Raw genomic sequence first — 14965 nt, 5'->3', positions numbered from 1 at the left:
GGGGCATTCGATTCCACGCGAGGCGGGCGGCTGCCCCCTCGCGCTCCCCCGCCCCAGTTCAGGCAGGTCCTTTTAAACCGAGGTTTTTCGACACGCTGAGCGCCGTCCCGGCTTATGCCGGGGCGGCGCTGTTGTCTTATGCAGGGGAGAACCTGCTCAGGTGCCCTTCGGAGGCTTGTCCACCGTGTAGCCGTTGACGGTGAGGTGGGCCACCTGGGCCCCCAGGTCGTCGGTGACGTCCACAGCGTAGAGGCAGGTGGTGCGGCCTGCCTTCAGGCATCTGGCCTCCGCCACCAGAGTATTCCCCCGGGAGGGGGAGAGAAAGGTGATGGACACCTGCTGGGTGACGGTGATGCGCTCGCTGTGGCCGTTGGCGGCCACGGCAAAGGTAAAGTCGGCCAGGGTAAAGATGGCGCCCCCCATGGGCACGGAGTTGGCGTTGAGGTGGATGGGGCGGATGGGCATGGAGCAGACGGCACGTCCGGGCTCGGCGGCGTCAATGATCACACCGGCTGTCTCAGTGGCGAAGCGGTCGCCGGCAAAGCAGGCGCGGATCTGGTCGAGGGTGGGCATGGAGAGCACCCCTTTCTGAAGAATTTTGCACAGATTTGGACTGTGCGGTGGATAAATTATAGCAAGTACAGCGGAGAAGTACAACTGTTTTTGCTCTTCCGGGCCGTCTGCACCCATGCCAATTTTCCTGTTGGGAAATATTTTTCCATCGCAACAAGAAAAATACCGCCTTCAATCCGGAGAAAAAGGGCGGTATACTGAGGGCACAAACAAGAAAGGAGTGAGCACATGAAAGTGTGTCTGGCGGAGAACATCCGCATGATGAGAAAAGAGCGGGGACTGACCCAGGAGCAGCTGGCCGAGGCCATGGGGATTACGGTGGGGACGGTGTCCAAATGGGAGACGGGCAGCTGTGTTCCGGACGTGTCCCTGATGATGGAGCTGGCGGAGTTTTTTGAGACCAGCGTGGATGTGCTTCTGGGGTATGAGCGGCAGAGCACGGCCCTGGAGGACAGGCTGGAGCGGCTCAAGACCCTGCGCAGGAGTAAGCACTACGACGAGGCATTTCGGGAGGGAGAGCGTGCTCTGCAGAAGTACCCCAACAGCTTCCGGGTGGTGTACGAGTGTGCCCAGCTCTATCAGGTGGCAGGGATAGAGCTGGGGGACGGCCAGATGCTCCGGCGCTGCCGTGAACTCTTCCGGCGGAGCCTGGGCCTGCTGGCCCAGAACCGGGACCCGGAAATCGGGGAAATCTCCATCCGCAACGACATTGCGGCAGCCTACCTGAGCCAGGGGGAGCGGGAGAAGGGGATTGCCCTGCTGAAGGAGAACAACACGGCGGGCATCAACAACGCGGTGATCGGGAACGAGCTGGCCATGGACGAGGCCACCAGCGAGGAGGCCCTGACCTACCTGTCCAGGGCGCTGCTGGATGCTGACAGCCAGCTGGTCCGGTTCGCCATCGGTTACAGCAACGCCTGTCTCCGCCTGGGCAGAGCGGGGGATGCCCTGGCCTTCACCCAGCTGCTGCTCCAGTTCCAGGAGGGGCTGAAGAAGCCGGGCAAGACCTCCTATCTGGACAAGGTCAGCGTCATGCTCCTGGCGCTGTGCGCCTTCTCCAGCATGGATATGGGGGATGCGGCACAGGCCGAGGAATATCTCAGACAGGCCAGGGACCAGGCCGCCCGCTTCGACGCCGCGCCCGACTGCACGATGGAGTATCTGCGCTTCATCGTCTCCAGCCAGAGCGCCGCCTATGACGACTTCGGAAGTACAGCGGCGGACGGCATCCGGCGGCTGCTGGAGGAGAACCGGGAGGAGTACCCGGGCCTGCTGGAGCAGTGGGAGAAGCTGTGCCGGGAAGGAAAATGACGCAGAAAGGCCGGGTCCCTGTCCGGGACCCGGCCTTTTGAATCAGAGGAATCGGAAGAAAAACAGGTATAAGACCAGAAGAAGGGCGGCGATTACAAGGATGAGCACCGGGATGAACACAATCAGGGCCGCCAGGATCATGGCAAGACGGTCCTTTTTCTCCAGGGGCAGCTCCTCCCGCTCCTTCTCAAACCGCTCCTCCGCCTCCTTGACGTTCAGGACGCGGTTAATCTTTTTACCGAAGAGCATGGAAACTCAGCCTTCCTTCTTGCCCAGAGGGAAGTGGCAGGCCACATAGTGGTCGTTGCCCACGTTGGTCCACTGGGGGACCTCCTCCTTACACTTCTGCTGGCAGTAGCGGCAGCGGGTGTGGAACTTACAGCCGGAGGGGGGATTGACAGGGCTGGGGATGTCGCCCTCCAGCAGGATGCGTTCCCGCTTATCGTCCTCATCCACCACGGGAATGGCGGAGAGCAGGGCCTCGGTGTAGGGGTGCAGGGTGTTGGCGAAGAGCTCCTCCGTGGGGGCCAGCTCCACCATGTTGCCCAGGTACATGACGCCGATGCGGTCGCTGATATACTTCACCACGCTCAGGTCGTGGGTGATGAAGAGGTAGGTCAGGTTCTGCTTCTCCTTCAGATCGGACAGCAGGTTGAGGATCTGGGACTGGATGGACACGTCCAGGGCGGAGACGGCCTCGTCACACACCACAAAGGCGGGGTTGAGGGCCAGGCTGCGGGCGATGCCGATGCGCTGCCGCTGGCCGCCGGAGAACTGGTGGGGGTAGCGGCCGAACATATAGGTGGCCAGGCCGCAGTTCTCCATGACCTTAAAGATATAGTCCCGCATGGCCGGGTCGCCCCGCTTGAACACGCCGTGGGATACCAGGCCCTCGCCGATGATCTGGCCCACCGTCATGCGGGGGTTCAGGGAGGAATAGGGATCCTGGAAGATGAGCTGCAGGTCCTTGCGCAGCACCCGCATCTCCTCCTTGGGCAGCTTCTTCAGGTCGATCTCCTTGCCGTCCTTGTGGTAGATGACATCGCCGTGGGTCTGGGGATAGAGCTGCAGCAGGGTGCGGCCCAGGGTGGACTTGCCGCAGCCCGACTCGCCCACCAGGCCCAGGGTCTCGCCGGCGTAGATGTCCAGGGAGATGCCGTCGTTGGCGCGGACATAGCGCTGCTTCTCCCGCAGCTTGGTCTTTTTCACCGGGAAATACTGCTTCACGTCCCGGACGGTCAACAGCACTTTTTTCTCATTCTCCATGTTCTGTCCTCACCGCCTTCTCCGGGTAGAAACACCGGACTAAATGATTGGGCGCGACCTCCGCCAGCTCGGGCTCGGCCTGCTTGCACTTCTCGGTGCAGTACTTGCAACGGGGGGCGAACTTGCAGCCCTGGGGCAGGTACAGCGGGTTGGGCACCGCGCCGGGGATGGCCTCCAGCCGCTTGCCCTTGGGGGTGTTGAGCCGGGGGATGGAGGTCATCAGGCCCTCGGTGTAGGGGTGGGAGTGGACCCCCTTGTGGAAAATGGTATACGCGTCGGCCTTCTCCACAATCTGGCCGCAGTACATGACGGCCACCTCGTCGGCCATCTCGTGAATGACGCCCAGGTCGTGGGTGATGAACAGGATGGAGGAGCCGGTCTGCTGCTTGAGCTCGTTCATCAGCTTGAGGATCTGGGCCTGAATGGTCACGTCCAGGGCGGTGGTGGGCTCGTCGGCGATGAGCAGCTTGGGCCGGCAGGCCAGGGCCATGGCGATCATGACGCGCTGGCGCATGCCGCCGGAGAGCTGGAAGGGGTACTGCTTGGCCACCCGCTCCGGGTTGGGGATCTTGACGTCGGCGAGCAGGGAGGCGGCTTTGGCGTGGGCTTCCTTCTTGCTCATGTGCTGGTGGAGCATCAGGACCTCGCCGATCTGGCGCTCAACGGTGAACACCGGGTTGAGGGAGGTCATGGGCTCCTGGAAGATGACGGAGATCTCGTTGCCCCGGATGTGGTGCAGGTCCTTGTCCGAGGCGGACAGGATGTCCTTTCCGTCAAAGGTGATGCTGCCGCTCTCAATATAGCCGTTTCCGTCCAGCAGGCGGATGATGCTCATGGCGGAAACGCTCTTGCCCGAACCGGACTCGCCCACAATGCCCAGGGTCTTTCCGGCCTCCAGGCTGTAGGTCACGTCGTTGACCGCCTTCACGATGCCCTTCTTGGTGGTGAAGTAGGTGTGCAGATTTTTTACTTCAAGCAGACTCATATCCGGTTCACCTCTCTTTCGACTTGGGATCAATGGCGTCCCGCAGGCCGTCGCCGATGCAGTTGATGCTGATGGTGCAGATGCCCAGCATCAGGGCCGGGAACACCCAGCGCCACCAGTAGTTCTCGATGACCTGTCCGTTCTGCGCGCCGGTGAGCATGTTGCCCCAGGTGGCGTTGGGCTCGTTGACGCCGAAGCCGATGAAGGACAGGGAGGACTCGGTCAGCATGCAGGTGGCGAAGTTCAGCGTGGCGTTGACGATGATGACGGTGACAATGTTGGGCAGGATGTGCCGGAAGATAATGCCGGACTCCTTGACGCCCAGGGATTTGGCGGCAGTGACGAACTCCTGCTCGCGCTCGGCCAGCACGCTGCCGCGGACCAGGCGGGCGATGCCGGGCCAGGACAGCAGGCCCAAAATGCACATAATCAGGATGATGCGCTGGGTTTCGCTGATGCTGTTGCCCAGGATGGACGACAGGATAATACAGAAGGGGAGGAAGGGGATGGAGGAGACAATCTCGGTCAGACGCATGAGCAGGTTGTCCACCTTGCCGCCCTTGTAGCCGGACACGCCGCCCACAATGATGCCGATGATGGTGGAGATGATGACGGAGATGGCGCCCACGGTCATGGTCATGCGGCCGCCCACCAGGATGCGGCGGAACAGATCGCGTCCAAAGGCGTCGGTGCCCATCAGGTAGCCCTTCAGGCCCCAGGAGACCACGTTGCCGTCCTCCTGGATAGCGTAATTGGCGTAGTAGCCGGCGTCCACAGAGGCCACGGAGGTGGCGCTGCCGGGCGCAGAGGCCTGGCCGTGGGTGTTGTCGCCCCAGCTGACCACGGTGCCGTCCTTGAGGATGGCGGTGTAGTGATAGCGGCCGGCGGAGATGGAGGCCACCTGGCCCTGAATCTCCTCGGGCACGTTGAGGGACTTCTTGACGTTGTTGCCCCAGGCGTACACCCGGCCGTCGGAGGTGACGGCGGCGGCGCTCTCGTCGGTGATGGCCAGGTCAATGACATTGCCCTGGATCTCCTCGGGGATGTTGGTGTAGGCGGAGGTCTTGGTGGTCAGGGGGACCACCTCGCCGTCCTTGGTCAGGACCATGACGATGTTGGTGCTGGCGGCGAACTTGTCGATGTTGCCCTGGACCCCCTCGGGGTAGGTGATGCGCAGCAGGTATTCGCTGCCCCAGTTGTACATCTCGCCCTCTTCGGTCAGGGCCAGGGAGATCTGGTAGCCGGCCAGAATCTGCTTGATGTTGTTGCCGCCGGTGCGCAGCTCCATGGGGATGTTGCTCAGACCCATTCGGTCGTTGCCCCAGGTGAAGACCTGGCCCTCCTCATTGACGGCCACCACGTGGTCCAGACCGGCGGAGATCTGAACCAGCTTGCCGGTCTCGCTGGCGCTGGGGATGTTTTTCAGCTTCTCATTGGGGAAGGTGCCCCACTCGTAGACGTTGCCGTCCTTGTCCAGGCCCACGGAGAAGGAGCTGCCCACGGACATGTCCTGGGCGTTGCCCTGGAGGCCGCTGGGTACCTTCAGCATGCCGAAGCCGGGGGCCACGTTGGCCTGGGTCACGTCCTGATAGTACAGGTCAATGGGGAAAAAGTAGGGCAGGATGACGCAGCAAAGGAAGATAAAGGTGAACAGGATGACGCCGGCCATGGCGATCTTATCCCGGACAAAGGAGTGGAGCGCCATCTGCATGGGGCTCTGAAGGACCTCGTCCTCCTCCTGAGGGAGACTGCCCACCATCATGCGCTGGGCCGCCATGGAGGCGGTGGAGCGGCGGGTGGATTTTTTCTTTTGATTTCGCATTGTCTTCCCTCCTTTAGTTCTCGAGTCGGACACGGGGATCCACGATGGTGTAGGCAATGTCCATCAGCACGTTGCCGGCCAGGGACAGCACCACGTAGAACATCTGCATGGTGAGCACCACGGAGAAGTCCCGCTGGAGCAGGCCGTCGATGAGCATCTTGCCCAGGCCGGGCCACAGGAATACGCTCTCGATGACGATGGAGCCGCCGAACAGGCTGATAATCCACGAGGTGGTGATGGTCACGATGGGAATCAGGGCGTTGCGGAAGGCGTGGACATACACGACCACCTTTTCCCGCAGGCCCTTGGCCCGGGCGGTCTTGATATAGTCCATGCGCAGCACGTCAATCATGGCGGCGCGGACGTAGCGGGTGATGCCGCCGATGCCGGACACGGCCATAACCAGCACGGGCAGAACCATGTGCCACGCCATATCCAGGAACGCGCTCAGGCCTGTGGCGTCAAGACCGGCGGTTTTCACGCCGCTGATGGGGAATATGGGGAACTTGACGGCCAGCAGGAAGATGGCCAGCAGGGCCACGATGAATTGGGGCAGGCTGTAGCCCACGATGGTGAGCACCTGGACCGTCTTGTCAAAGACGCCGTTTTTTCGTACCGCGGTCACAATGCCCAGCGGGACGGCGATGAGGAACACCACGATCATGGTCAGCACGTTAAGCAGAACAGTGTTCGCCATGGGGGCGCCGATGATGTTGATGACTTCCTGCTTGTACTGGGTGGAGTAGCCGAAGTTGCCGGTGAGCATGTTGCCCATCCAGGCCACGTACTGGACCGGCAGGGGCTTGTCCAGGCCCAGGCTGGCCACCGTCTTGTCGTACAGGGCCTGGTAGGCGTCCGGCTTCATGGTGGTCTTGCTGTCGCCCAGCATAATGTCCACCGGGTCGCCGGGCATGGACTTATAGATCGCAAACATCAGGATGGAGATGATAAAAAATACAAAAACGATATATACAAATCGTTTTAGTAAATATCTTCCTTTTCCCATTCACCTTTCCTCCGTTTCAAATTTATGGGATCGGGGTTCCCGTCTGCCGTGGGAGATGGCTTGTCCGTATTGTGTCCATTCCCAGGGAAACGCGGCATATAAAACTTCATGCGTTTGGGGGGCGCACCACAAATACAGGAAAAAGCTGGAGCGCATGAAGCTTTTGCGCCTGTGGGCCGTCCCGGCCCACGCGCTTTTGATTGCATGGCTGTGCCGCTTTCAGCGGCACATGGCCGATTTTGCTATGCTTTTGCATAGCAAAAGGGGGTATGCGGCATTTCCCCGGGAATGCCCAAATACCGGAAAACCGGCGGAACCCGCGCGAAATGCGGGGTTCCGCCGGATATTCGGCTTAGGCCTCTACCCAGGCATCCAGGACGGCGCGGGACCACTCCCAAACGGAGGTGGAGTACCAGTCGTGGAGCCTATTGGAGTAGAAATCGTAATACTCGTCGGAATACAGGGGAATATCAGGCAGTTTTTCGTTCCAGATGGCAATGAAGTTCTGCCAGGCGGTCAGCCAGGAGTCATGGTCATCATAGGGGATGGCCTTCATGGCCTCGGCGGCGGCGGCCAGCTCCTCGTCGGCAATCCAGTTGCTGTTGTAGCCGCCCTGCATCCACACGGGGTCGGTGGAGTAGTAGTACCAGGGGGAGCTGGCCAGGGCGAAGCCGGTGGCCAGGTTGTACATGTTGTAGATCTTGTCGCCGGTGTGGGTGATGGCGGCCTGCATGGTGGGGAAGTCGGTGGTGGTGGCCCGCAGCTCCATGCCGGCCTCGGTCATGGTCTCGGGCAGCATGGTGGCCAGCAGCTCGGACACGGGGTTGTTGCTGGTGTTGCACCACTCGATGACCAGGGGCTTCAGCTCGCCGTCAACCTCCTTGTAGCGGGTGCCGGTGCCGGAGTAGGGGGTGCCGTCGGCGTTCAGGGTCCAGCCGTCCTCCTCCAGCAGGCGCTTGGCCTCGTCCACGTTGCGCTCATAGGTGTTCAGGTTGGCGTCGATCCAGTCCTGGGACTCCTGGTACTCCCACTGGGCCAGGCCGTAGTAGGCGTGCACCACGGAGGCGTAGCCGCCGCTGTACTGACGGGCGAACTCGTTGCGGTCCAGGCAGTAGGCAATGGCCTTGCGGACGTTCGCAGAGTCGGTGGGGAACTGGCTGCAGTCGAACTGCACCTTGCCGTAGCCGTTGCGGTAGAAGGTGTTGTACTGCGCGTTGCCGGCCTCCACCAGATCCAGGCCGGCCTCGATGGTGTCGGCGCCGGAGGTCTGGAACAGCAGGTCCACGGAGCCGGAAGCCAGCTCGTTGATCATGGTGTCGCTCTTGACGGTCTTGACGATGACCTTCTCGATCAGGGGCTTCACGCCGCGGTAGTCGCCGGCGTAGCTGGGGTTGACCACCAGGACGCCCTGACGGCTGGCGATGTCGTAGGACTCAAACAGGTAGGGGCCGCAGGTGACGGTGGGGTTGTACCGGTAGCCGGTGGTGGAGTTGTTGATGGTCTCCAGCAGCAGATCGGAGGTGAAGTCGCCGGTGATCATGGCGCCCTCGGGGGCGTCCACCACGTCGCAGTCGGGGGCGATGACGTGCATGGGCCGGGGAGCGGCGGAAGCGTAGGTAATATCGTAGTGGTAGGGCAGTTCGGCGGCCTGGACGGTGACGGAGTAGGTCATGTCGTCCACCAGGTGGACGCCGGCGAAGTTGTCGGTCTCACCGTTGAAGTACTCCTGATAGCCCACCAGGGAGTAGCCGGCCTGGCTGGGATAGCCGTCCACGGCGTTCATCTCGGGGCTGCTCTCCAGCAGGAGCTGGAAGACGTAGTCCTTGGCGGTGATGGGGGTGCCGTCGCTCCACACCAGACCGTCGTTGATGGTGACGGTGTAGGTCTTGGTGCCGTCCTCGTTCTCCACTTCCTCGTGGCTGGCCACCACGGTGGGGTCGTAGATCCACTCGCCGTCGATGTCGGAGGTAACGGTGCCGTAGCCGTGGAGCAGGTCGTACAGCTTGTAGTTGGTGGCGTTGTTGTTGAAGCTGGCGTCGTAGAAGTCGTTATCCAGGTCGGTGGTGGTGCCGATGACCAGCTGGCCGGTGGGCTCGGTGGGCTTGGTGGCCGTCTCATCGGCAGTCTGGCTCTGGGAGGGCGAAGCGGGGGGATTGCTGTTGGAGGGGTTCGTGGTCACGGTCTGCTGGCCGCAGGCAGCGAGCGAGAGAACCGTAGCGCCTGCCAGCAGAAGGGACAGCAGCTTTTTCTTTTGCATCTTTTTCCGTCTTCCTTTCCTATCTGATTTAGGAACTGATGTTCACAGCCAGCGCAGCGGCCCGGTGGAATCACCCGCCGGGCCGCTGCGCCAGACCAATGAAAGCTTGTATATTTTATCAAAAAAGCACCGGAAAATCAAGAGGAACCGCAATATTTGCAAAAAAAACAGCAACCGCGCGGAAAAAACAGGGGATCTGCGCCATATTGAATGAAAACAGAATATCCCTGTATGGCGGAAGAATGTCCGCATTACGGCTTCATAAGCTCCTCTATTTCCCCAATTAGCGTGTCAAAAAGTTTCAAAGCGTCTACGATGGGGGCGGGGGTGGAGATGTCCACTCCGGCGCCCCTGAGCAGGGACACAGGGTCGGCGGAACAGCCGCCGCTGAGGAAGCGGAGGTAGTCCTCCACCGCCGGGCGGCCCTCCTTCAGGATGCGCTGGGACAGGGCGATGGCGGAGGCGAAGCCGGTGGCGTACTGGTAGACATAGAAGTTATAGTAGAAGTGGGGGATGCGGGCCCACTCCAGGGCGATCTCGGGATCGGGCTCAATGTCCTCGCCGTAGTAGAGGGCGTTGAGCTGGGCGTACTTCTCGTTCAGGGCCTCGGCGGTGAGGGGCCGGCCCTTCCGGGTCTGCTCGCTGCACCACAGCTCAAACTCGGCGAACATGGTCTGGCGGTAGAGGGTGCCCCGGAACTGCTCCAGGAAGTGGTTGATGAGGTAGGCCCGGCGCTTGGGCTCGGTGGTCCTGCTCAGCAGGTGCTGCATCAGCAGGGCCTCGTTGCAGGTGGAGGCCACCTCGGCCACAAAGATCTTGTACCCGGCGTAGGTGACGCTCTGGGTGCGGTTGGACAGGTAGGAGTGGAGGGCGTGGCCCATCTCGTGGACCAGGGTGAACACGTCGTCCAGGGTGTCGGTGTAGTTGAGCAGCACGTAGGGGTGGACGCCGTACACGCCGGCGGAGTAGGCGCCGGAGCGCTTGCCCTGGTTCTCATAGACGTCGATCCAGCGGTTGTCAAAGCCCTCGTTGAGGATCTTCAGGTAGTCCTCCCCCAGAGGAACCAGCGCCTCCCGGGCCATGTCCTTGGCCTGCTCAAAGGGGATGCCGGCGTCCTCGTCGGCCACAATGGGGGTGTAGAGGTCGTAGTAGTGGAGCTTGTCCACCCCCAGCAGCTTCTTGCGCAGGCGCACATAGCGGTGCATGGCCCCCAGATTGTCGTGGACGGTCTGGATCAGATTGTGGTAGATCTGGGGGTCCACCTCGGTCTCGGCCAGGGCGGCGTGGAGGGCGGAGGGGTAGCGCCGGGCGTCGGCAAAGAACTGCAGCTGCTTCATCTGGGCGCCCAGAATGGCGGCGCAGGTGTTGCGGAACTGGCCGTACACCCCGTAGAGGGACCGGAAGGCGGACTCGCGCAGGGTCCGGTCGGCGGACTGGAGCAGGGCGACATAGTTGCCGTGGGTGACGGGGTGGGCCTCCCCCTTGCCGTCCACCGCGTCGGGGTAGGTCATGTCGGCGTCGTTGAGGAGGGAAAAGATATCGTCGGGGGCCTGGCCCATCCGCTCGGCGGAGGCCAGCAGGGCCTCGCCGTCCGGGGAGAGGGTGTGGTCCTTCCTGCTGCGGATCCGGCTGAGCATGAGCCGGTAGTGGGCCAGGGCGGGCTCCTGGGCGAAGAAGGACTCCAGCGCGGCGTCCTCAATGGCCAGCAGCTCGGGGGTCTGGAAGGAGAGGGCCTGGCTCAGCTCCACCAGGAGGTTCTGGGACTGGGCGCTCATCTCCTGGTACACGGCGTTGCGGGTGTCCTCGTCGCTCTTGCGGAAGGCGTAGGAGATGACCCGGTCGCCCTGGAGCTCAATCTCGTCCTGAAGCCGGAGGAAGGCCAGCAGGGTGGCGGCGCTCTCGGCCAGACGGCCCCGGTACTCCGCCAGGCTGCTCACCAGGCCCCGGACGCTGTTATAGGCCTCCCGCCAGGCCTGGTCGCTGGGGTACAGGTCGGTGATGGCCCAGGTATTCGCAGGGTCCACCTGACTGCGGGTGGGAAGGGTATGTGCCATAGTTATGACTCCTTTGCTATTAAAATAATTTACTACGATCCCTGCCGCGCCAAAAGGGCAGGCAGGGATAGTATACCACATAATGCCCCATTCTGCCATGCCATCCGCCTATTCGAAGGGGAGAACGTGGGGCCGCCTGGGAAAGGGCTGATATGAAAAGGAGGAGAAAATCATATAAGAGGAGGGTTTTGCCCAGAATTTCCCGGCCCCTGCTGCTGGCCGGCGCCGGGGAAATAAAACGACACGCCCGCCGTATCCCCGGCAGGCGTGTCGCGTCAGGCGGTCAGGCATCCTGCTGCTGTTCCGCCCGGCAGTCGGGCGGGGGCAGCAGGCCGGGGAGCTGGTCCCGCATGCGGAGCAGGTCCCCGGCGTCCTGCTTGATCCAGCAGGAGATCAGCGCGCCGTGGACCAGGGTGAAGAGCACCAGACTGCACCGCTCGGCCAGGGCGGGGGAGTATCCGCAGGCCGTCAGCTTGTCCCGGTACAGCTGCTGCCACTCCTCGTACACCTGCCGGGCCTGCCGGGCCACCTCCTCGCTGATATAGACCGACTCAAGCCCCATAAAGGTGATGACCAGGGACTCAAAGTGGTGCTCCCGGCTGAACAGGGACGCCAGCCGCTCCAGCATGGCGCGAAAGACCGTCAGCGCGTCGTCGGAGACCGAGAAAATATGGGCCCGGATGCCCTCGGCCATCTGGTCGTAGGCAAAGCGGATAACCTGGGCGGCCAGCTGCTCCTTGCCGCCGGGGAAGTAGTAGTAGAAAGAGCCCTTCGGGATGCTGCAGGCTGCGACGATTTCGGCGATGCCGGTGCCCGAGTAGCCGTTGTGGGAAAAGAGCTCGGCGGCGGCCCGGAGAATGCGGGTTTTCTTTTCCGTGCTGCGGTCCAAGGGGCAGACCTCCTCATGTCTGTTGTCTGATTATTCACATTAGGTTAACACGGCTTCGGCCGGGTGTCAATGGCGGAGAAAAAGAGTCCCTTTTCAAGATAAGTAGTGATGGATTAAACTCCGTCGGTTTCACTAAATAGTAGGCTTTAGCTTGCAAAAGGGCGGATTGTTGCATTCATTATGCCTTGCAGAAAACATTTTTATATGTTATTATAATGATGAAATGGAAACGGATTTTTAAAAACTGGTTTTAATTTTAATGCCTATTTCTGAAATAAGAAAAGAGTTGGAGGTGATAATCCGTGGAGATGATGTGGAAAATGTTGAGGGATACATGGAGGCTCAGTGCTCCTGGAGAGAATTTAGTTGCGTGTTTATTTGTGATTGTTCCATTAGTAGCGATATTATATTGTTTAATTACAAAGAAAAGTAATGCACATAAGCAGGTCGCTCTTATTTGTGGAATCGGAATAATTTTGATGATGCCGGTGTTGATTTTTGACATTCAATTACCATATCACAGGAATCACAGCACTGGTTACTTTGAAATTGTGACGCCATCACAAGGGAGCGCATTGATTCTTATTATCAGTTTTGCAGTGTCAATTTTACTATCTTTCCTTGTTTCGAAAATCACAGAGACTCTAAAAAAACGTAAACTAAGAAAGAGAAAACATGGATAAGAAAGAGGGCTTCTTCGACCAGTGGTTGAGGAAGCCCTCTTTTTGTATCTATTCACCAATGGTTTTCAATTTCCCTTGAAATCACTACCTTCCTTGAAAAGGGAGGAAAAAGAGAAAGAGCGCCCCGGAGCAGGCTGCTCCGGGGCGCTTCAGAAAGGGGGCTCAGCCCTCGAACACGGTGCTGCCGGTGACGGCCAGGCCGGCGTTGTGGCCGCTGGTCATGGCCCAGCCGAAGAGGGAGCCGGGGGCGTAGATGTCGCCCACCACGCCGCCGACCACCTCGCCGGCGGCGTACAGGCCCTGGATGGGCTGTCCGTCGGTGTTCATCACCTGCATGTTGTTGTTGATGCGCAGGCCGCCCAGGGTGGCGTAGTAGCGCAGGTTCATCTCCACGGCGTAGTAGGGGCCCTCGCCCATGGGGGCGGTGACGTTCCGGCCGAAGTCGGCGTCCTCACCGGCGGCCACAAAGCCGTTGTACCGCTCCACCGTCTCGGTCAGGGCGCCGGAGGGGATGCCCACAATGGCGGAGAGGTCCTCCAGGGTGTCGGCGTGGGCAAAGACAGGGTTGCCGCCGGTGCCGTTGGCCTCCAGCCACTGGTCCAGCTGCTCCTGGGTGAAGTTGTGGGAGTTGATGCAGATCTGGGCGTAGGTCTCAAAGGAGGCCGCGTCCATGATCAGATAGGAGTGCTGATTCTGCTCCATGCCGGCCTTGATGTCGTTGGCGCTGCCCTGTTCGTTGACAAAGCGGACGCCCTGGTCGGACACCAGGATGGAGCCGGTGCCGTTGTACATGGCCAGGCAGCCCTGGAAGGTGTGCTGGCCGCGGCCGTCGGGGAGGATGATGCTGTGGGGCTGGATGTTCACCTTGTCCAGGTTGAAGGCGTCGGCGCCGATGGCGGTGGCCATGTTCAGGCCGTCGCCGGTGGCGGACACGGCGCCGGCATAGGGCAGGCTGGTGACCGACTCGGGCAGCATGTCGGTGTTGGCGCCGAAGCCGCCGGTGGCCAGGATGACGCTGCCGGCGGTGATCTTATAGGGAGTGCCGTCGGCGGCGAGGGCCTTCACGCCGGTGACCGCGCCGTCGGTGACCATCAGCTCCTGGGCGGGGGTCTCCAGCATGATGTCCACGTTCAGCTCGGTCACCTTCTCCTGAAGGGCGCTCACCACACCGGCGCCGCCGCCCTCGGGGGAGAAGGTACGGCCGTAGGAGTGCTCAGCGGAGGGGGAGGGCTGGCTGTTCACATAGGGCAGAGCCGCGCCGTCCTCGGCCACCAGCCAGTCAAAGGCCGCGCCCTGGGTGTTGGCGTACAGCCAGAGGGTGCGGGCGTCGCTGAAGAAGTGGCCGTTCTCCATGATGTCCATAAAATAGGCCTCGGGGCTGTCCTCAATGCCGTAGGACTGCTGCCACTGGCTGCCGGTGGCGTTGGTGCCGCCGCCCGCCATGGAGGACGCGCCGCCCACCATGGCCATCTTCTCCAGCACCACCACGTCAGCGCCGTTCTGAGCGGCGGTCAGAGCGGCGGCCAGGCCGGCGCCGCCGGCGCCCACCACCACCACGTCGGTGCTCATGGTCACGGTCTCCTTGGCCTCATCGCCGCCGGTCTGGCCCTGGCCCAGGGCGTCCGGGTCAGCGCCGGAGGCGGTGATGGCCTCCCGCACGGCGGTCAGGAAGCCGTCGCTGGTGTAGGTGGCGCCGCTGACCACGTCGATGTTGGCGCTCTGGGCGCTGAGCACCCTGTCCACCAGGGTGGGCAGGGCCGCGCCGCCCACGCTCTCGGTCTCGGTCTGCTCCACAACCTCGATGCCGGTGATGGAGGTCTCGTCCACGGTGACGGAAACCTTGATCTCGCCGCCGTAGCCCGTGCCGGTGCCCTCGTAGGTGCCGGGAGTAAAGACGGCGGAGCCGGCGACGGTCTCGCTGGGTTCGGGGGTGGTGCTGCCGCTGGGCTGAGCGGAGGTCTCCGGCTGGGCGGTACAGCCGCTCAGCAGCAGGGCGGCGGTCAGCGCGCCCGCCAGCAAAGTGCGAATGTGCTTCATTTTATGTATTCCTCCTTATCGTGTCCTGGTCCATGGTTTTATATAGACGAACGGTCGACTAGTAATGTAGCAGATTGTTATG

At 61.5% G+C, this 14965-nt stretch carries 12 protein-coding genes; 2 read left to right on the top strand and 10 right to left on the bottom strand.

Annotated elements, in window-relative coordinates:
• Nucleotides 1-156: 156 nt before the first annotated feature.
• Nucleotides 157-573, bottom strand: coding sequence for a PaaI family thioesterase (locus QZY67_RS06225; RefSeq protein ID WP_295369144.1), 417 nt, complete (start codon nucleotides 571-573; stop codon nucleotides 157-159).
• 228 nt (nucleotides 574-801) lie between these two features.
• Here QZY67_RS06225 and QZY67_RS06220 point away from each other — a divergent pair, with 228 nt between their 5' ends.
• Nucleotides 802-1884: a helix-turn-helix transcriptional regulator gene (locus tag QZY67_RS06220; protein ID WP_295369142.1), complete on the top strand. Its 1083-nt coding sequence runs from the start codon at nucleotides 802-804 to the stop codon at nucleotides 1882-1884.
• Nucleotides 1885-1926: 42 nt separating this feature from the next.
• Here QZY67_RS06220 and QZY67_RS06215 read toward each other — a convergent pair whose 3' ends face one another.
• The 8 genes from QZY67_RS06215 to QZY67_RS06180 all read right to left on the bottom strand — a co-directional run bounded on the left by QZY67_RS06215 (nucleotide 1927) and on the right by QZY67_RS06180 (nucleotide 12163).
• Nucleotides 1927-2133, bottom strand: a complete 207-nt coding sequence (locus tag QZY67_RS06215) for a hypothetical protein (protein ID WP_295369141.1) — start codon at nucleotides 2131-2133, stop codon at nucleotides 1927-1929.
• A gap of 6 nt (nucleotides 2134-2139) precedes the next feature.
• On the bottom strand, nucleotides 2140-3150 hold the full coding sequence (locus tag QZY67_RS06210) for an oligopeptide/dipeptide ABC transporter ATP-binding protein (protein ID WP_295369139.1): 1011 nt from the start codon (nucleotides 3148-3150) through the stop codon (nucleotides 2140-2142).
• Nucleotides 3140-4135, bottom strand: a complete 996-nt coding sequence (locus tag QZY67_RS06205) for an ABC transporter ATP-binding protein (RefSeq protein WP_295369137.1) — start codon at nucleotides 4133-4135, stop codon at nucleotides 3140-3142. Before QZY67_RS06205 ends, QZY67_RS06210 begins: the two co-directional genes overlap by 11 nt.
• Nucleotides 4136-4142: 7 nt before the next feature.
• The gene (locus QZY67_RS06200) at nucleotides 4143-5957 is read right to left on the bottom strand and encodes an ABC transporter permease subunit (RefSeq protein ID WP_295369135.1); all 1815 of its coding nucleotides are present in this window, start codon (nucleotides 5955-5957) and stop codon (nucleotides 4143-4145) included.
• Between the two features lie 13 nt (nucleotides 5958-5970).
• Nucleotides 5971-6963, bottom strand: coding sequence for an ABC transporter permease (locus QZY67_RS06195; RefSeq protein WP_295369134.1), 993 nt, complete (start codon nucleotides 6961-6963; stop codon nucleotides 5971-5973).
• Nucleotides 6964-7315: 352 nt separating this feature from the next.
• Entirely contained in the window at nucleotides 7316-9220 is a 1905-nt protein-coding gene (locus QZY67_RS06190; RefSeq protein WP_295369132.1) for an ABC transporter substrate-binding protein, read from the bottom strand.
• Between the two features lie 251 nt (nucleotides 9221-9471).
• Nucleotides 9472-11274 (bottom strand): oligoendopeptidase F, encoded by a 1803-nt coding sequence (gene pepF, locus QZY67_RS06185; protein WP_295369131.1) that lies wholly within the window; start codon nucleotides 11272-11274, stop codon nucleotides 9472-9474.
• 283 nt (nucleotides 11275-11557) lie between these two features.
• Nucleotides 11558-12163: a TetR/AcrR family transcriptional regulator gene (locus QZY67_RS06180; protein ID WP_294533272.1), complete on the bottom strand. Its 606-nt coding sequence runs from the start codon at nucleotides 12161-12163 to the stop codon at nucleotides 11558-11560.
• Between the two features lie 302 nt (nucleotides 12164-12465).
• Between QZY67_RS06180 and QZY67_RS06175 the strand changes: the two genes are divergently transcribed.
• Nucleotides 12466-12846, top strand: coding sequence for a hypothetical protein (locus QZY67_RS06175; protein ID WP_204741627.1), 381 nt, complete (start codon nucleotides 12466-12468; stop codon nucleotides 12844-12846).
• Nucleotides 12847-13008: 162 nt separating this feature from the next.
• Here QZY67_RS06175 and QZY67_RS06170 read toward each other — a convergent pair whose 3' ends face one another.
• Nucleotides 13009-14883 carry an FAD-dependent oxidoreductase gene (locus QZY67_RS06170; RefSeq protein ID WP_295369127.1) on the bottom strand — a complete coding sequence of 625 codons (1875 nt, stop codon included), beginning with the start codon at nucleotides 14881-14883 and terminating at the stop codon, nucleotides 13009-13011.
• Nucleotides 14884-14965: the final 82 nt, after the last annotated feature.

Origin of the sequence: uncultured Pseudoflavonifractor sp. (assembly GCA_904419835.1) — a bacterium.
GTDB lineage: Bacteria > Bacillota > Clostridia > Oscillospirales > Oscillospiraceae > Pseudoflavonifractor.
This window is presented reverse-complemented; position numbering and strand designations above follow the sequence as displayed.

What these genes read in the sequence shown, in the direction of transcription:
- QZY67_RS06190 (WP_295369132.1), bottom strand. Translation starts at nt 9,220, where the DNA reads ATGCAAAAGAAAAAGCTGCTGTCCCTTCTGCTGGCAGGCGCTACGGTT.
- QZY67_RS06225 (WP_295369144.1), bottom strand. Translation starts at nt 573, where the DNA reads ATGCCCACCCTCGACCAGATCCGCGCCTGCTTTGCCGGCGACCGCTTC.
- QZY67_RS06215 (WP_295369141.1), bottom strand. Translation starts at nt 2,133, where the DNA reads ATGCTCTTCGGTAAAAAGATTAACCGCGTCCTGAACGTCAAGGAGGCG.
- QZY67_RS06205 (WP_295369137.1), bottom strand. Translation starts at nt 4,135, where the DNA reads ATGAGTCTGCTTGAAGTAAAAAATCTGCACACCTACTTCACCACCAAG.
- QZY67_RS06170 (WP_295369127.1), bottom strand. Translation starts at nt 14,883, where the DNA reads ATGAAGCACATTCGCACTTTGCTGGCGGGCGCGCTGACCGCCGCCCTG.
- pepF (WP_295369131.1), bottom strand. Translation starts at nt 11,274, where the DNA reads ATGGCACATACCCTTCCCACCCGCAGTCAGGTGGACCCTGCGAATACC.
- QZY67_RS06195 (WP_295369134.1), bottom strand. Translation starts at nt 6,963, where the DNA reads ATGGGAAAAGGAAGATATTTACTAAAACGATTTGTATATATCGTTTTT.
- QZY67_RS06200 (WP_295369135.1), bottom strand. Translation starts at nt 5,957, where the DNA reads ATGCGAAATCAAAAGAAAAAATCCACCCGCCGCTCCACCGCCTCCATG.
- QZY67_RS06220 (WP_295369142.1), top strand. Translation starts at nt 802, where the DNA reads ATGAAAGTGTGTCTGGCGGAGAACATCCGCATGATGAGAAAAGAGCGG.
- QZY67_RS06210 (WP_295369139.1), bottom strand. Translation starts at nt 3,150, where the DNA reads ATGGAGAATGAGAAAAAAGTGCTGTTGACCGTCCGGGACGTGAAGCAG.